The sequence below is a fragment of the Caballeronia sp. LZ028 genome (genome assembly GCF_031451415.1).
Lineage (GTDB): Bacteria > Pseudomonadota > Gammaproteobacteria > Burkholderiales > Burkholderiaceae > Caballeronia > Caballeronia zhejiangensis.
Map to the genome: position 1 here is coordinate 2786089 of NZ_JARUXN010000001.1, position 17260 is coordinate 2803348.

Here is a 17260-nt window from a genome sequence, read left to right on the forward strand (position 1 = left end):
TGAATTCGCCCGGCAATACAGCCTCCGGCCCACGGCCGAAGGCTCATGAAAGACCGAACACTAACGCTCGGCACTGTCCAAGAAATCCAAGCGGTTCAGGAGACCCGTCGCCAAGCATGCGCAATGGTCGAAGCGATGGTGGCGCTTGCGCGCGCGTTAGGGATGAGAACGGTCGCGGAAGGCATCGAGAACGAAGCGCAATTCGTCCTCGGCAAAGAAATCGGTTGTGACGCCGTCCATGGATGTTTCATTGGCAAGCCGGGCTCGGCAGCGCGCATCGATCCTTTCGCCGAGACCCGGTTTGGCCCGACTGGAGCTTTCTTACACGACTCGGGATATCAATGACGACGCCACGCGGTGGCTCGCCAAGGCGACGAAGCGCGTGGCGCCTTCTGACCCGCCGTGACAGGCGTCGTCTCGGACATTGCCGCAATAATCCCGCGCCCCTCGTACCGGGGGCGCATAATGAGCTATGTGTATGCTCAAGGATGTTTGATGAACGCGAATGAAAAAGGTCCCGTGCACCGTGGGCTTCGAGGCTTTACGCACTTGATCGAAGAAATGGGCGCTAATCGCTCGAAGGAAAAATCGCGCGAAACGGTGCGGACGCTTCGAACCGTCGCCGGTGTCAAAGGGTTCGTGAGGGGAGCAATAAAATAAGTACGCTACCGCCGAGCGCCTAGGCGATGACCAGCCTAGCGGACTGTGACGTTTCGCACTACCGCGGCATCGAGCGTGTTCTGTTCAAGGAGCGGCGGCGAGAAGCATTAGGCGCCATCTAAATGTTCGTGTGGGACACGACCGACGTGGACTTGCGTGCCGCAGTCGCCGTCCTAGCGGTCCTATTGTCTAAATGCGAGCCATCTGCCTGGCTTTGTGGAATGGCACCGAAACAAGCGAGACTAAAGCTGCGGACGGGCATTGGTAGGTGCCTCGCGTCATGTTTTGACTTGGCGTTGCTGAGAGGCCTGCTGGTGGCATGGCTCTCAGCGTGTGGGAGTGCGACGCCGGCGCGGCAACTACTGAAAGGTGCATCGATGATAGTGATGACGGTTATTGTGTTGGTCCTTGGTGGATGGCTCGTCTTGTATCTCGCTAACGAGAACAGCAACGACAGCATTCGGCGGGAAACATGGGAACGCGAACTTAGAGATTTGCATGAAGACCGCTAGAAGACGCCTAAACGGCCCAAAGTGTTGAGCGGTCAACTCGTCAACCGTCCGAGTTTGAAACCATCATGCGTTCGGGAGGACGATTGCCGCGCCGGCACGTGCGTGCGCGTTTCGGCTTGGGGCTGCAACGGCTCACGGCCGGTTTCCGCATGTCAAGGGCCGATCGGTAATCGCTTCGTCATTAGGGCGCAATTACCCCGCCGCAGTTCAACTGGGAGCCGGCCCGAAAAGCTTTGACAAAGCCACGCCAGCACTATATTGTGAACAACGAAATATTCAAGAAGCTCGATTGCTGATCACCATTACTCGCGTCGTCGGCGCGGTACTCGCTGTCCTCTCTTCTTCCTTGAAGTTTTTGTCGCTCCGCTCGCGAGCTCTTATTTTTTCAAGGAATTCTCATGGATACCGGTACAGTTAAGTGGTTCAACGATAGCAAGGGCTTTGGTTTCATCACCCCTGATGCTGGTGGGGACGATCTCTTTGCGCACTTCTCGGAAGTTCAAGGCGACGGCTTCAAGACGCTCGCAGAAAATCAGAAAGTAAGCTACGAGACAAAGCGCGGCCCGAAAGGCATGCAAGCCGCGAATATCTCGCCGCTGTAACGCAGTTCAAGGGCCGGTTTACCGGCCCTTTTGCTGTCGGTACAGTCGACACCCGCGCTGCGCGACGGGCCGCGATCACATCGGCGCGATCTAACGGCACATCTATGTCCCATGCGTCAGACAATATAGTCAGCTCGTCCTGCCAGTCATTTTTTCCCGAAAACACGGGGTCGACTACCGGTGAATCGAGTGTCCGATCATAGCTGTTAGACGGCAAGGTGACGCGCTGTGCTACGGCGGTCTGCTCTAAGTCGATATAGGCAACCGTTTCAGCGGCTGAACAGAGCCGGCGAGAACCCACATGTCATCGCCAGCGGTCAAGGAAGCGTGGCGATGAGCGGGTCCGCGGCAGTCTGCGACCTCATCAACGATTGCCTTTCGGCCTTCGCAACGGAGTAAAGCAGAGCGACTCCTGCAAAGCGGGCAATATCGTCGCGTTGAAAAAGTCTGAACTCCTGGCGACTGCATGATCGGTATATCCGCCGTTGCAACGCGCTGGATGATCCCCACCCTATCGCAGGCACACGCCCTGGAGGGCAAATGTATCCTCTACTGGAGTTTCTTTCGACACTTCCGCAGTTCCACGCAGATCGTGCTCGGAGCGAAGTGGTCCACATTGGCACCGGGTGCACTTTGTCGCGTAGGGACAGCTGCGGGCCCGAGGTCGATTCAGTACTTCTCGCTCGGTGGCCGGGGCAACCGCTAGGCGATGCCAGCATCATTGACGGACTCGATGCCGTGAACTTCTATATGCGTGAAGCGCGTAGCATGGGCGCCGAGATCGGCCTGCTCAACCGAGCGATCGGTGTACTCGATCGATCGATGGGCGGTGAGACGCTTTTTTCGAAGTCAATCTACGTTTCGCCGGCGCGTGCGACCCAGGACGGCAGTTGACGGCCGGCGAAATCGACGTCATGTGCGTCGCTCGGGCTCGCGCCCCGTGGCAGTCGTCGCAACCGGACTGCATCCGTGATAGGCCGTGCAGCAGATCCTGTAACGAAGGCGTGCGAGAAGTGCGCGCGGACAGTCCAGTATATTTCAAGCAACTCGCGGCTATGCTTGTCGAGTGGGGACCCACCCTGGGGATTGACATGGCGACAGAAGAAAACGTACTTGCTACCTTTGAGCAGTTCAACGTTGAGGGAAGAGACTACGTCACGTTGAATGACGCGTGCAACGGACTGGCGCAGTGGCTGGCGTCGGCCTGGGATCGTCTAGAGGAAGGCGACGCCCAAATTTTGGTGGCCGTCGGTGCCACGTTGTGGCGAGAGGGCTATTCCCAGAGATAGTTTCCGTCGTCGTTTGACAGTTGCCGACGTCGGCTGGCGGCACCGCTTAAGAAAGGAAGGAGGCTCGGGCTGCGGCATGCCATCTCGACGGGGCGCACGTCCGTTTCACCCTCCGTTTGCGTTCAGACAGGGTGAGTTCCGTCAACGAATGGAGACCGTAGAACAACATTCACTATGCCGGAAGCTCATAAGAAAATCGATCGAGGTTGGCGGATAGCCGGGCGGTTCGGGATCTTTCAGACGAACGTGGTCGTCGATTAACGACAGCATTTTGCCAAGCGGAATCGCCTAGATCGTATCCTTGTCGATCGCAACCGATTCGGTGATGTGCCCAATTGATAAGCAGGCAATTTGCCGAGTACGTCGGGCGCCTGGCATGGTTTGATCCGGTGACAGCTGAAGGACCACCGCGAATGTAAGCCCTGGCGCGCGGATGCCGACATGGTGAACCCGTGCCCATTCCGCAAGCCTCTGACGGCGCTATCTCGGCCCCCCTGCAGCTTTTCGAAGCGGCGCCGCCTCGGAAGGGCGGTGAGTTTTTTGCGTCCGTCGTGATGGCGAGCCGAACCGCTCGAGCAGCTTATGTTGGAAGGTAGCTATCGGCGCCGGAAGAAACGATTGCCTCAATGTTCCGTGAGCGTCATCAGAATGTCCGCGTACCATGCGCTGTTGAGGCCGAGCGTCTCGTCGACCTGGAGGTCTCGATCGCCCATGTCAATGGTGGATGAGTGAACGCCAAGAAGCGTCCATGGCAATCTCTCACCCGTCGCCGACTGTTCCCTCAACTGCTTGCTCATCACCACAGGTGCGCCGCTTGTCCCTCGATGCGTTCGCGCATCCGTAATGAAGCATCCCTTACCCTGAAAGCGGAGACCGAAAGCCGATGCAACGACGCCTTGTCTCACGACGGGCAGATGGTGGAGCGAGTCGTGAAAGCCGAGCGGGAATCCTACAATGAGAACCGAGGCGCCTATCGGCATGACATCCCCTGACTTCGGCAGATGTTCAGGCGTGAAAGCTTCGAAGACGGCACTTGATGGCAGCCTTGCTTTGTGCATTTCCAGCACCGCGACATCGATCGTGCCGCCGTCGTCCGAGCCTTCACGCCACATTGCGAGGCCTTCCGAAAACAATGGCATCGAAAACCACGTCGACGCGCCTAGGTTGTTTAGATCGACGTGAAGCTCGATTTCGAGGCGATCGGGAAAGTGCTTGCTAGGTTCGTCGTTGACTACATGACGGCTTGTGACGAGAAAGAGGCGCTGGTCACGGGCAAAGAAGAAGCCGCTTGCATTGGTGAGATGCTGTGCGCTGGCGAAGGTTCTCACACGGGCCGCCGTGAGAAGCAAGTTATCCGCAGTCGGTCGATGCAGTGCGGGAACTACCGGTACAGTTGAGCCGGCGCTTACGAGCGGCAAGACAAGTCGGCTGATCAGTCGAAGCAGCGCATCTTGCTGCGGCGTTGCGTCGTCGGCGGAAAGAAAGGCCGAGAGGGACAAATCTGATGAGCGCCCCCCTGAAGCGGTGCTGGGAACGTGCCGAACGACGAGATGATCGTCGGCTGCGGCAACCAACAGCCACCTATCGCCATTCGGGCTTACGTACAGTTCGACAAGGTTAGCGTTCATTGAGAGGTCTATGCAACGTATGAAGATCCGAGGGCGAAATCGTCGCGATAATTGGATGCATGACCAAGAGGATCGAGGGGCGACGGTAATGCCCATGCAAAGCCGGCTTGTCAAGCCTCGTGCTGCGCATCGAGAAACGTATCGACTGCCGCCTGCCCGGCGCTCTCTGCATTGAAATAAGCTCAGCGATGAGTAAAGGGACCGTTATGAATCTGAATGCTGCGGCCGGCGCGACCAAGCACGCCAAGATTGGAGCCGCCTTTGAGCTGAAACGTGACGTCATACGGATCTTCGGCTGACATCGCCAGGCTGACGTGGATCTCGAAGCCGCGGAATGGAATGATGCGGTACATAGGCGCTCCATTGGTAGAGACAGGCGTCTCTTCGGACTTACGGAGAATGCTTAAGTATAGCCCGTCAATTGCTAGCAGAGCGCGCTTCCTTCTGACATCAGCCCAGGTTGCGCCTTTCAAAGTTAGCTGTACAAAGTCTCCGAAGCGGGTAGCATGGGACGTGCCGACTGGACAGCGATGCCACTTTGGCTTCCAGCAGTGCTTCGACTATCTTACCGAAGTCCGTCATTCGGGACCGTGCAACGCGGTCGATCTGTCAGTACTACCGAAACTACTTCTCACACAGTCATATTTTGGCGCCTGAACGGCGCGAGGGCTCACTCATGGCAGTCAATTTTCGCTTATATCGGGGGCTGGAAATCTATCCGCTCGTTTTTCCACGCCAACCGACCTTGTGCGGTCACGGTCACAACTATGAGGACGGTTTCGATGCCGCCGTGCGCATCAAAGAGCCGGAAGCGGAAACCGGTCAGTCGCGCAGTTGCGTGTTCAGGCTGCCCGCACAAAGCGGGTATCAGAGCTCGGGCGATGCACGGCGCGCCTGCACGGCGTATGCAGAGGAAGTGATCGACACTTGCCCAAGAAGCCGCGCATTCTTCGGCAAGCAGACGAACCATCGCGTGCGGGAAGCAGCGACCCAGCAGAATGCAACGGCCCAAGCGCGGCCGCCTTTCGAACCGGTCCATAGAACAGTTGAAGATCATGCAAACGAGTCCGACGAGCTTTCGCATTGACCCGACGCCCCGAAGGGCAGACGGCGAGTACATGGCGCACGCACGCATCAGCGGTCACGCCGCGGATGGCAGCCCGACCGACGTGTTTATTAGCGGTGACCTCGGGGGCTTCGACCTTCGCGCAGATGCCGTCGAATTTGCGACCAAGTGGGCGCAAGAGTGGCTTGCAACACGCTTCAGATGATGCGAGCGGCCCGCGCCCCGCTTACGGCACACTGCGCCATGCCGTCGGTCTGCACTGGTTGCCGGCCGTTCCTCGACGGCTTCGAGGTCCTTCAACAAATGCGCTAACGCACCGGTATAGGACTAGAAGCATTCACGAAATCGGTCGTTGCGGTCCTGAAGGTTCCGGTACGTACATATTTGATTACCCGTGGTGGCGCATGCATGAGAACCTATCCCAAAGGTTGCGTAGACCGTCCGATGCTGACTCATGTTAGTCTCCGAAGACGAAAGGGAGGCTTTCATGCACCGAACGATCGCATACCGCGGCTTCGAGATTCAGATCGAACTGACTTCGGCTGCCGACGAGAACACCTTTGATGTGACCTTTCAGATAAGGGGCGCCACGAACCTCGAAGTGCTCGGTGCGCGGGGAGGCCGCATCCCGTTGCGCAACGGACCTTTTACTGAGCGTTGGGCCTATCTGGTGGCCGAAATTTCCGGCCAAGCAGCAATCGACGTGTTACTCGGTCCCGCCGATTGACTGCATGTCTGTTTCCCGACCCACTACACTCAGTAAGTGTTTATGGACGGCCCCTAGCCGGTTTCGGGGGTAAGGTCAGGTTGACGATCACCCGCGTACGGAAATGAACATCGGTCGGCCCCGATTTTGAACCGGCAAGAAAGCGCCCTTTCAAGATTCCGTTCAGCAACGACAGTAGGCAACTATCTTTTGCCGAGAGCATGAGCCCGGTAGTGGGAAGCATCCCTTGTTGCCTTGTGCCGCATTGCATCTCTGAATACCAGGCCCAACGGCACCTGCAATCAGCGAACTACGGAGGATCCGGGATCCATGAGACTTCGCGTCGGATACGAACTGTGGTACGAGTGCCTGCAGCCCACGCCGATGATGCTGATGCTGAACACGCATTTTTCGCACGCCAAAGATGTCGTTGTGGCGGATGTCCTCGTCACCGATCCGCCGCTGCCGATAAGGCAATATCGCGATTTGTTCGGCAACCTATGCAGTCGGATCGTGGCACCTGTCGGACGTGTGGCATTGAGCACCACAGCGCTGCTGAATGTGTCAGATTCCATGGAGACGCGGCCCATCGAGGGGTGGGCGCATCCGGTCGAGCAGTTGCCCGACGATACGCTGACTTTTCTATTGGGCAGCCGCTATTGCGAGACCGATCTACTGGTCGAGATCGCGTGGCAAATTTTCGGTCAGTGCACGCCGGGTCGCGACACTGTTCTGGCAATCTGCGACTACGTGCACCAACACATCGAATTTGATTATGGGCATGCGCGACCGACTAAAACTGCGTGGGACGTGTACCGCGAACGCAAGGGCGTCTGCCGTGATTTCGCCCACCTGGGCGTCACCCTATGCCGGGCGATGAATATTCCGGCGCGCTATTGTACGGGCTATATCAGCGATGTCGGCTTGCCGCCCGTTACCGCGCCGATGGATTTTGCGGGATGGTTTGAAGCTTACGTGGGCGGTAGCTGGCAGACGTTCGATCCGCGAAACAACGCGCCGCGTATTGGACGTGTTTTGATGGCATACGGGCGCGATGCCGCCGATGTCGCAATCAGCAATGCATTCGGGGCCGCCGTGCTAACGCACTTCAAGGTGCACTGCGACCAGGAATGACCGGGCCACGCCCCTCCGACACTAAGCCGGCGCGGTAATATACGGATAAGATGCGTCGCGCTGCAATGTGCAGTTTGAAGCGAACGGTCTGTTGCGTGGTGCTGAGCGTTGTGGCGCGACGCGTGAGACTGTCCAAAGCATTGAGGTCTTTCCAGCGGCCGCTTTGGAGAAGGCTGAGTGCCCGTTGCGGGTCGGAAATCCAACTCACTGACTGCAATCTGCTGACCGGCCGATCTGGGACGCACCTTGACTATTTCCGAAAGCGCAGAATCGATCTCCCTTCATTGAAGAGGAGGTTATCATGGAAACGCTTAATTCCTCCAACGCACACTGGGTGCCTTGGAACAAGGGAAGGCTGACCGGTCAGAAGCCGCCATTGAAGCTCCGTGAGATCTGGGCGATTCGGACGAGGCTCCAGATGTCGTCCAACACTCGCGAGTTGGCGCTGTTCAACTTGGCAATCGACAGCAAGCTTCGAGCGTGCGATCTGACGCGACTGCAAGTGCAGGACGTCTTCGTCGGAGGTCATGTCCTAGCTCGCGCGACTTTCATGCAGCAAAAGACGCATAGACCAGTGCAGTTTGAGATCACGGAGCAGACTCGTCAAAGCGTCTCTGCCTGGATATCAACGCGGGGATTGAAGCCTGCCGATTATTTGTTTCCGAGTCGGCTGCATGCTTCGGCACATGTATCGACGCGCCAGTATGCGCGCATCGTTCATCGTTGGATCGCGTCGATCGGACTCGATGACAGTGCTTATGGTACGCACACCATGCGTCGTACGAAAGCGTCGTTGATCTATCGACGCACCAAGAATCTGCGCGCTGTCCAATTGCTTTTGGGCCACACAAAAATTGAGAGCACCGTGCGATACCTCGGGATCGAAGTGGACGATGCGCTCGAGATGGCTGAACAGACGGAGGTTTGATAGCCGGCCGGCGAGCGTGCGCTTGTCGGGCCAGGAGGCGACGCTCGCCAGGAGATATCAGCGGACGAGCGCCAGTCTGAATAACCTCTTCGAAGTTCGCCAATTCTCGGTCGCTGAGAATCGAAATGTCTCCTTGTCACGGTTTCTCCCCACCGCTTCGCTGTCCGAATGTCTAATTATCGGCATAGTCGGGCCGGAAAGCCGCCATGCACGTGCTCGCGAGTCGTTTTCGCTCACATGTGCCTATTTACCAGTCATTCGACGTCGACAGAGCAGCGGGCTTCTTAAACTGTCTTTTCGTGGCCCAGAAAGTGCGCACAATGATTACCTCGTTGTGTTTCGCTACCGATGGAATTCGCCATGTCGCGCTTGATTAAGGTTGGAAATCATGAGTACCACGTCGTGGTACACCCGCTGGTTGCTGGCGGCTTCGCCTTCACCGTTGTCGACATAGACCTGACAGGACCCAAAATCACCGAGGCTCGCCACGACAGCGCAGTTATGTTCCCTACCGAAGAAGACGCGTACAGCCGCGGTTCAGCCTACGCACGTCGGCGCGCTCGGCTCTATAGACGTTGACTTGTCGCAGCAGCGGTGCGGCGCATACCAGTGAACCTCGCGGGTAAGTGCTTCAGTAGTTCGCATGGCTATAAAGGACGTTCCTTCATGACTGCACCACCTCAACTACCTGTGCTGCGCTTGGATGGAGATATCTTCTTCAAGCAGCGAATTGTCAACAAGACGTTTCGAATTCAAGTCACACACGAGTGCTTGATCGACATTTTTGGTTCGGATGGCTCAGTAGAAGGGGACAACAAAGCGTTGCACGTCAATCACCAAAGGATCGTTTCGATCGCAACCCGGAAGGTGATGACAGGCACAATTTCGCCGGTTAAAGTCCTCCGTGACGACTTCAGGACGTTCTCTACGGTCGGCGGCGATAGAGGCCATCGACCGAGGTAGGCGTTGCCCTTTTGAAGAGCTTCGCGTTCTGTCTAGCGACAGCGTCGCGGTTCGGTGCGAGTGGCATTGTCGCGGGCGACCGTTCAAGCCTCGGAAGCAGCCGTTCAAATGGCTACGGTCCAGCGGCTGCAACGGGTCGGCTAGAGCCGACCGCATCGGGCGGCACGCGGCCCATCAGCGGCCTTTCGGGCACGTGTGTATGTTCCTTTTTGAAGGGCCCCTGAGCGTTCGCAATCAGTTGTTCGACCGTGGGGCCCGACCGCATAGGATTCAATGCAACGGACGGCTGCAGGACAACGCTTGTTTCGCTTATTGCGCTCCCAATATCGCTATTAGTTTGAGCAAGTCTGTTCCCGCGAAGGGCTTGATCAGAAAGTGCACACCGCCCGCGTTCGCTACCGCCAAGCGCGTCGTCTCATTGTCGTGCGATGTGATGAAGACGGCTGGAGGACGCGGTTCGCCGAGTTGTGCGTAGAGAGTCGGCCCTGACGCGCCGGGAAGCTGGACGTCCAGCACAAGGCACAAAGCGCGCTCTATACCGCTTGCGGCGTTGAGTGCCTCGGCGCTCTCGTATGCAAGCGTGTTGTATCCCGCCAGTGTTAGCAGGCGTTGTAACGCACGCCGCATGCCATCGTCGTCCTCGACAATGACGATCGTCTGTTTGAAATCGCTCATGGCCGGCCACGGGGAGATACCTCAAGTGTGGTACCGGGCGAGTTGCTTGACTATCGGGATGAAGGGCAACGACCTTGCCCTTGGGGGCAAGCGAGGTTCCCCCGCGCATCCGCCGCGCGGGTAATCGATCCGGCGCGTCGAATGAGGTCTGCAAGTGAGTGTGCGTCAAACTTGCGCATGAGTTCGGCTCGACACGATTTGATTGTTCGTTCGCTTAGATCGAGTTCCGCGGCAATCTGTTTATTCAACTTTCCGGCGATGATGCCGCGTAACACGACTTGCTCGCGCTCGCTCAGCGCAGCATCACGAGACAACGGAAACGCATGCTCCACCGCGGTGCCCTCGGCTGCGGCGAGCGCACTCTCGATAGCCGCGAGCAGCGCTTGCGAGTCGATGGGTTTCAGTAGAAAGTCGCTGGCACCGGCTTTTATGGCAAGAACCGTTTTCGGAATGTCTTGATAGGCGCTGATGAAAACGATCGGAATCGCGTGCTCCCTGCGTTGCAGCGCGTGCTGCAGTTCGAGGCCGCTGGGACCAGGAAGTTCCAAGTCCAAGAGTAGGCAGCCCGAAGGTGAATTGGGTTCTGCGACGAGGAAATCGCCGGCGCTCGCATAGGCTTGCACCGAATAGCCCGCGTTCGTCAAGAGCCGTGACAGGGCGGTACGCATGGATTCGTCGTCGTCCACGATGTGGACGACCGCTTCAGCATGATCGATCAACTCTCGTGTCCTCGCTTTGGCTCCGTTTTCGTAGCATGTCAGATCACAATCGGAATCACCGATTCGGCACACGGCGTGTAGTTGCGTCATCTCACACTCACACAGATATCACAAGTGCGGGTGAAGCTGTGCGCACCGTGGATATCGCTACGGGCTGGGAATTGAAGCCGCCGTCGCTATCAAGTTTTGCGGTTTCACCCGGATGAGGCCGTTCCGCGGACTATCAATGTCCGCGATGAGTGTGAACGAAATCGAAACGATCAACGGCATGATCATGAGGAAGCGTCTCCCCGGCCTTGAACTTCGCGTGCCGTATCCGATCAGGACATTGCAGAAGAACCCGATGATGACCATGAGCGCCCATGCCGAGGCCGGGATATGGTTCCACCAGGCGGCTTGTGTATAACCCTGCGTATTGATGACATCATTCATTCCGGCGATCGCGAGTGCGGTGAGCGGACTTGGTTGCGCGGTCGCGCCGGAGCGCGCGGCCGTCCAAAGGTTCGATTGCAACTGAGCCGTCCTGGTGTTGATTTGGTGCAGTTCATCGCCATCAACGGTCTGATAAAACTTGATTCGCTGAACGAGGTACTGTCCCAGAAGCGTACGGATCTCGGAACCCTGGGCTGCCGGGAGGAGTTCTGCACGCAGCAACTCCGTCCCGATCGCATTCGCTTCCTCTTCTTCGAGGTTTTTGCGCTGATCGTAGCGTCCCACCGCCATCGAAAGGCTGAAACCAATGACCAGAGCGAGAAGGGTCAGAGCCGCCGACTGCACAACTCCGAAGTCCTCACGCATGTCGTCTGCCATCGGTCGCGCTCGGCGTAATAGCGAGCCGAGGTAGGCGGCTACGGACATCAGGAACAAAGCCAGCACTAGGAAGGTAATTGGATGGCTAACCAGCTTTGGCACGTTTGCCTCCTTCCGGGGTCTGTGGCAGTTAGCGCTCAGAGAAGCGCCTTCACAATCTTTCCCATCACGGCGGGAAGGGGTAGCCGCATGGCGGCTATGAAGAGCATAGGTGCCGAGGCAGGCACTATCATCGCCAGCACCCCGAGCTTGGTAAATGGAAAGGGCTTGATGCGACGGACTGCCTGATAGATGCTTTGCACGTCGGCGACGGGGCCGAGCTCCGGCGCGTCGAGGATCTCTGGCGACCCAATATCCTCGCCGGTGATCCAGCGCCGGTGTACAAGCCGACCATGCCGTCCGACCAAGGACCCGTACTCGAGCATCGCCCGACGTTTCAGCCGCGTGAGCGTGAGCACAAGCGGCGCGAACGGAAGCAAAAGGGCGAGCGAGACCAGGACGGCGGCGCCAAACAACAAGCCCTTCATGGTCATCGGATCGATGCCATGGTAGACAACGTCGTGGGCGAACGCCGCGGCGACGACCGCAGAGACTGCGAAGGCGACAGGACTAAACACGAAGGCAAGTCGTTCAACGAAGCCCAGTCCTCCGGCCCGATCGGGATGGATCGGGACGAGCGAGAGTGGAAGTCTCGCCAGATTCAGCATCAAGATGAAGACGATGCTGGCCCGCCAGATCCACGCCAACACAAGAGCGGTGAAGATCGGGCGGACAACCAGGATGAACCACCAACCCGGGAACGGTATTCGGTCTGACGTACTGATCCAGCCAACGTCCTCGTCGGGCGAGAGGAGAACGCCGACACTCGCCCACGCCACCGCACAACCCAGAATCAGAATCCACGGTAGTACCCGGCGCTTAAGGCGAACGACGCGAGCAATAGCCGCGTCGAATCTTGGCACGTCGGCGGATGAGATGAGGCCCGTCTCGAGGAAATATCGTAGGAACGGCTCAAACGAACGTTGAGCCATGTGTTCGGCGATGATGAGCAGCGGGATTGCAACAAGGCAGCGGACATGAATGCCGAAATGTGAACCGAACGAGTCCTCGCCCTGAACTAGCGACGCTCGACCGGTCGCAACCGCCCATAGAGCGATGGGAAGCCAGCAAATCGCCGCCAGGAAAAGCGCGCGCCGAGCGACGCCTAAACCTTCAGAGGGTATCAGACGGATTCGTCGCTGTAAGCGAAATGCTGCATCGTCGCGCACGATCGAGAATTCCAACGCAGATTGCTCGAAGCCGGCGTTCGGGGCGCCATCTGGCTTTTCGTCTGATGCCCGCATCTTTGACTCTCGATGAACGGTTTGTCGTGGAAAGATGGCATCGGACGGCCAATCGCGCTATTGGGAGAACGGGCAAAGCGATTGCCCGCAGGGGCAATTCAATTTTCGGCGGGAAAGCCATTGCCCCAAGGGGCAACGCCAGTTGCCCCATATCCCTATGGCGCGCACCGGCGTTGGCGTGAATGATTCTTAACGTCGTTCATTCCAACAGGAGTAGAACATGTCCAGGAAACTCAGCTGGCTGGCCGCGATTGCCATCATGGCTTTCGACGCTGCCGTCAGCGTGACGAGCGCCGCGCCGAATCCGGCGACCGACGCTACACGCAAGGCCAACCAGGCGGTCGCAGACTATCTGCCATTCTCGAACACGCAGGATTTCGAGGATGTGCGTCGCGGCTTTATCGCCAATCTGCCGAGTGCAGTGATCAAAGGCACCGCTGGCAACACCGTCATCGATCTCTCCCAGTATGATTTCCTGCATCAGAACGGTCCTGCTCCGGCCACAGTGAATCCGAGCCTATGGCGGCAATCGGAACTGCTAAGCACGCGAGGACTCTTCAAAGTGGTCGATGGAATCTATCAGGTGCGTAACATCGACCTCGCGAACATGACCTTCATTCGCGGAAAGACGGGCTGGGTCGTCATCGATCCGCTGACGTCCACTGAGACCGCAAAGGCTGCGCTCGATTTGGTGAACGACAAAGTCGAGCGCTTACCCGTGACCGGTGTGATCTTCACGCACTCGCACGTCGATCACTTTGCAGGCATTCGAGCGGTAGTGGACGAAGCGGACGTTCGCTCGGGCAAAATCCCGGTTGTCGCGCCCGAAGGTTTCATGGAGGAAGCCGTCAGCGAGAACGTCTTCGCCGGCAATGTAATGAGTCGGCGCGCGTCGTACATGTATGGCAATCTGCTGCCGAAGAATCCGGAAGGCACAGTCGGCGGCGGTCTCGGCCTCACGACCGCGGCGGGCACCATCACGCTGTTCCCGCCGAACAAGATCATCGACAAGACCGGCGAAAAAATGACCATCGACGGTATCGACATCGTCTTCCAGATGGCACCGGGCACTGAAGCGCCCGCCGAGATGCTCTTCTACTTCCCGCAGTTCAAGGCAATCGACCTGGCAGAGGACGCCAATCACACGCTGCACAACCTCCTCACGCTGCGCGGTGCGAAAGTGCGCAGCGCGCAGAAATGGACGAGCACGCTCGACGAAACCATCGACATGTGGGGCAGCGACGCCGTAGTGTCATTCGGCAGTCACCATTGGCCGCAGTGGGGAAATCAGCGCGTCGTCGAACATTTGGAGAAGCAGCGCGACCTGTACAAGTACATCAACGATCAGGTGTTGCGCATGGCCAACCAGGGTTTGACGATGAACGAGATCGCCGAGCAGTTCAGGCTTCCCGACAGCCTCGCCAAGGAGTTCTATAACCGTGGCTATTACGGAGACCTGAAGCACAACGTTCGTGCGACATACCAACTTTATCTCGGCTTCTGGGACGGCAACCCGGCGAATTTCAACCCGTATCCGCCGGCGGAAGAAGCTAAGAAGTACGTCGCGATGGTTGGCGCGGCCAAGATGATCGATACCGCAAAGGCTGCGTACAAACAAGGAGATTATCGCTGGGCTGCCACCGTTGCGAACAAGGTTGTCTTTGCTGATCCGCAGAATCGTGAGGCGCGCAGTGTCGAAGCGGACGCGCTGGAGCAACTGGGCTATCAGGCCGAATCGGGCCCGGCGCGCAACTTCTATTTGTCGGGCGCGCAGGAGTTGCGCGGCGGTGTACAGAAGGCGGCGACACCCAACACGAGTTCGCCCGACATCATTCGCGGCATGACAACGGATATGTTCCTCGACTTCCTGGCTATCCACTTAAACGGACCGAGAGCGGGAGACAAGTCGTATGTCTACAACCTGAGTTTCCCGGATACGAAAGAGCAGTACGTGTTGACGGTGAAGAACGGGGTGATGAACTATCGGAAGAACAAGCAGCTCGACAAGGCGGATGGCACCGTCACGTTGAATCGCGCGACGCTTGACGACATCGCTCTCGGGAAGATCAAGCTCGGCAATCTCGCTGAAAGCGGTCAGGTCAAGATTGATGGCGACTCGGCGAAATTCAAGGACATGCTCGGAAACTTCGACAAGTTCGATTTCTGGTTCACAATCGCCGAACCTTGATATTAGTTGCCGACCCACGATATCGTTCGGTCACGTTTCACGCGCCGCGTTGCGAATGTGCAGATGCCGCGCGTGGAGACGACTTCGCCCTGCAGACGGCAGCCATACGACAAATGCGCTTCCGCCGCCTTCCCTGGATCGGGACGTGATAATGCCACCATGGCACTCTACGATCGTCCGGACAATCGAGAGCCCAAGACCCATACCGTGGACTTTAGTGGTGAAAAAAGATTCAAAAAGCTTCGATCGCATTGCTTCTGGGATGCCGTGACCGCGATCGGCAACGGTCAGCTCGACGCCGTGCTCGCTGGGCCGCGTCGTTATCGTGAGAAGGCGCTCTGAAGGCTCCGTCTCATGCATTGCGTCCATCGCGTTGACTGAAAGGTTGAGAAGTACCTGCTGAAGCTGAATCCGATCTCCGACGACGTCGGGACAAGTCGCACGGAGGTCCGACTCGATAGCGATACGGCGACGTCGAGCTTCGGGCGCCACCAACGTCAGTGTTTCGTCGATAGTGGTATTTAAGTTCAGTTCGACGAACTCGACGGGGTGCTTTCGCAGCAAATCGCGCAGGCGTTGAACCACCTGACTTGCGCGGACGGCATCACGGCGCACATCGGCAAGAATCTGCTGAAGTTCTGCCACTTCGGGCTCGCGATGCTCCAAGATCATCCCCGCAGCGTCGGCGTTGCTCAGAATGGCCCCTAGCGGTTGCCCAACTTCGTGGGCGATTGAAGCGCTCAACTCACCGGCAGACGAGATGCGTGTAGCTCGGGCGAGCTCGTCGGCACGTATTGTTGCGGCTTCCTCGGCAAGTCTTCGCTTGCGGTGCTGCCAGAGCAAGGCGGCAATTGTTAAAGCTTGCAGCGCTACCACAGCAGCCCCGAAGAGAACAGTGCCTCGATATTGATTCCAAAGGGATAGAGGCACATTGAGTTGTTCACAGTCGTCCGGAATCAGAGCGGAGCGAACCGCCAATTTATCGGCCTGGCCTCTGTCGACGATGCATCGAGATCGCTCCGTCGGCAAAGTCGCACCGTGGGGCGATACCTTGCCAAGCAAGATGGATGCGGCGAGCTCGCCGGCGCGGCGTCCGTTGTCCTCGTAGCTGATGACAGCACCGCCTATCAGACCTTGATTCAGGTAAGTCGGATACCACCCGTAAATGGGAGCACGCGACGCATGCGCGATCGGAGCGACAACTTCAAACGGGAAGTAGGTCCGATTTTCATGGTCACGGTACATCGTCGTATAGATAACTGCAGCTGCGGACGGGTCAAGTGCGCTGAGCCGGGTTTTTAGTTCCTCGAGCGTTAGTCCGCTCCATATGCTCACCTCCCATTTGCGGGATTGTCGGGAGCGAGCCGCCTGTTCAGCCAACCGCGAGGTGAAGTCGTCGAAATTGCTGTTGCCTGCCACGATCACTAGTTGCGTCGCTTGCGGCTGGAGCGCTTCTGCAAGCGCAATCGTCTTGTCCGCGTCGAAATGCCAGGAGATATACGCGAAATCTGGAGGTATGCGTGCGACACGGCTTTCGTCGATGCTTGTGATCAGGATGGGTGTCTTGGGCCAGATGTCACTGTGATATCGCGTGGTGAAATCAAGTGCGAAGTCGGCGATGCCAATCACCAGATCGATTCGTTTGTTCTCGTACTTCTTTCTAAGAAGCGCGAGAAACTGTGGAGTCAAGTCGTTACGCTCGAATCGCAATTCGTCGAGAGAGTCTGTGTAAAACTCGACGCCGTCTGGCGCAGCCGCGGTTAGGGCGCTACGCAGTGCTCGAATTTGGATCGCTACCGCTGGCTGCGTAGGATCGGCGCCCGGAAGAATGACTACTCGCCACCGCTCGCCGGCATGGACGGCCGTGGAGAACATGCCAAGAAGCAATACCAGACAATATACGCTCCAAAGTCGCTGCAATTGTGCGGGGTAAGGCGATGCGACGCGCGTTGCCGCAGTTCCCTCAGGCATATCAACTCCGAAAGTTGGCGAGCCGATTTGGTCGTACGCACAATCGGAGCGGCCTGCGGTTGTTCA

The 17260-nt window shown here is 57.8% G+C and carries 18 protein-coding genes; 11 read left to right on the top strand and 7 right to left on the bottom strand.

Going from position 1 to position 17260, the window contains the following annotated elements:
* Positions 1 to 45: 45 nt before the first annotated feature.
* From QCE58_RS13210 to QCE58_RS13225, 4 genes are all read left to right on the top strand, one after another.
* Positions 46 to 345, top strand: a complete 300-nt coding sequence (locus QCE58_RS13210) for an EAL domain-containing protein (RefSeq protein ID WP_309779634.1) — start codon at positions 46 to 48, stop codon at positions 343 to 345.
* 1225 nt (positions 346 to 1570) lie between these two features.
* On the top strand, positions 1571 to 1774 hold the full coding sequence (locus tag QCE58_RS13215; protein ID WP_008345092.1) for a cold-shock protein: 204 nt from the start codon (positions 1571 to 1573) through the stop codon (positions 1772 to 1774).
* Between the two features lie 738 nt (positions 1775 to 2512).
* Positions 2513 to 2668 carry a hypothetical protein gene (locus tag QCE58_RS13220; RefSeq protein ID WP_160297420.1) on the top strand — a complete coding sequence of 52 codons (156 nt, stop codon included), beginning with the start codon at positions 2513 to 2515 and terminating at the stop codon, positions 2666 to 2668.
* Between the two features lie 197 nt (positions 2669 to 2865).
* On the top strand, positions 2866 to 3063 hold the full coding sequence (locus tag QCE58_RS13225) for a hypothetical protein (RefSeq protein WP_033537232.1): 198 nt from the start codon (positions 2866 to 2868) through the stop codon (positions 3061 to 3063).
* A gap of 623 nt (positions 3064 to 3686) precedes the next feature.
* On the opposite strand, the gene QCE58_RS13230 is transcribed toward QCE58_RS13225, so the two are convergent.
* Both QCE58_RS13230 and QCE58_RS13235 read right to left on the bottom strand, forming a co-directional pair.
* Entirely contained in the window at positions 3687 to 4691 is a 1005-nt protein-coding gene (locus QCE58_RS13230; protein WP_008345086.1) for a trypsin-like peptidase domain-containing protein, read from the bottom strand.
* Positions 4692 to 4873: 182 nt separating this feature from the next.
* Positions 4874 to 5044 (bottom strand): hypothetical protein, encoded by a 171-nt coding sequence (locus QCE58_RS13235; protein ID WP_008345084.1) that lies wholly within the window; start codon positions 5042 to 5044, stop codon positions 4874 to 4876.
* A 323-nt stretch (positions 5045 to 5367) separates the two neighbouring features.
* Between QCE58_RS13235 and QCE58_RS13240 the strand changes: the two genes are divergently transcribed.
* The 6 genes from QCE58_RS13240 to QCE58_RS13265 all read left to right on the top strand — a co-directional run bounded on the left by QCE58_RS13240 (position 5368) and on the right by QCE58_RS13265 (position 9488).
* Complete coding sequence (locus tag QCE58_RS13240) at positions 5368 to 5778, top strand: hypothetical protein (protein ID WP_250456976.1); 411 nt, start codon at positions 5368 to 5370, stop codon at positions 5776 to 5778.
* Positions 5747 to 5962: a hypothetical protein gene (locus tag QCE58_RS13245; RefSeq protein ID WP_035970473.1), complete on the top strand. Its 216-nt coding sequence runs from the start codon at positions 5747 to 5749 to the stop codon at positions 5960 to 5962. Before QCE58_RS13240 ends, QCE58_RS13245 begins: the two co-directional genes overlap by 32 nt.
* Before the next feature lie 282 nt (positions 5963 to 6244).
* The gene (locus tag QCE58_RS13250) at positions 6245 to 6484 is read left to right on the top strand and encodes a hypothetical protein (protein WP_250456975.1); all 240 of its coding nucleotides are present in this window, start codon (positions 6245 to 6247) and stop codon (positions 6482 to 6484) included.
* Between the two features lie 309 nt (positions 6485 to 6793).
* Complete coding sequence (locus QCE58_RS13255) at positions 6794 to 7597, top strand: transglutaminase family protein (protein ID WP_008345076.1); 804 nt, start codon at positions 6794 to 6796, stop codon at positions 7595 to 7597.
* A gap of 301 nt (positions 7598 to 7898) precedes the next feature.
* Positions 7899 to 8525: a tyrosine-type recombinase/integrase gene (locus QCE58_RS13260; RefSeq protein WP_250456973.1), complete on the top strand. Its 627-nt coding sequence runs from the start codon at positions 7899 to 7901 to the stop codon at positions 8523 to 8525.
* Positions 8526 to 9191: 666 nt separating this feature from the next.
* Positions 9192 to 9488: a hypothetical protein gene (locus QCE58_RS13265; protein WP_008345065.1), complete on the top strand. Its 297-nt coding sequence runs from the start codon at positions 9192 to 9194 to the stop codon at positions 9486 to 9488.
* Positions 9489 to 9797: 309 nt separating this feature from the next.
* Here QCE58_RS13265 and QCE58_RS13270 read toward each other — a convergent pair whose 3' ends face one another.
* The 4 genes from QCE58_RS13270 to QCE58_RS13285 form a co-directional block, all read right to left on the bottom strand.
* Positions 9798 to 10163 carry a response regulator transcription factor gene (locus QCE58_RS13270; protein ID WP_250522558.1) on the bottom strand — a complete coding sequence of 122 codons (366 nt, stop codon included), beginning with the start codon at positions 10161 to 10163 and terminating at the stop codon, positions 9798 to 9800.
* A 50-nt stretch (positions 10164 to 10213) separates the two neighbouring features.
* Entirely contained in the window at positions 10214 to 10882 is a 669-nt protein-coding gene (locus QCE58_RS13275; RefSeq protein ID WP_250522559.1) for a response regulator transcription factor, read from the bottom strand.
* A gap of 147 nt (positions 10883 to 11029) precedes the next feature.
* Positions 11030 to 11794 carry a hypothetical protein gene (locus QCE58_RS13280; protein ID WP_250522560.1) on the bottom strand — a complete coding sequence of 255 codons (765 nt, stop codon included), beginning with the start codon at positions 11792 to 11794 and terminating at the stop codon, positions 11030 to 11032.
* A gap of 35 nt (positions 11795 to 11829) precedes the next feature.
* Complete coding sequence (locus tag QCE58_RS13285; protein WP_250522561.1) at positions 11830 to 13035, bottom strand: hypothetical protein; 1206 nt, start codon at positions 13033 to 13035, stop codon at positions 11830 to 11832.
* Positions 13036 to 13255: 220 nt separating this feature from the next.
* Here QCE58_RS13285 and QCE58_RS13290 point away from each other — a divergent pair, with 220 nt between their 5' ends.
* Positions 13256 to 15223 (top strand): alkyl/aryl-sulfatase, encoded by a 1968-nt coding sequence (locus QCE58_RS13290; protein WP_250522562.1) that lies wholly within the window; start codon positions 13256 to 13258, stop codon positions 15221 to 15223.
* A 30-nt stretch (positions 15224 to 15253) separates the two neighbouring features.
* Here QCE58_RS13290 and QCE58_RS13295 read toward each other — a convergent pair whose 3' ends face one another.
* On the bottom strand, positions 15254 to 17194 hold the full coding sequence (locus QCE58_RS13295) for an ATP-binding protein (RefSeq protein WP_250522563.1): 1941 nt from the start codon (positions 17192 to 17194) through the stop codon (positions 15254 to 15256).
* Positions 17195 to 17260: the final 66 nt, after the last annotated feature.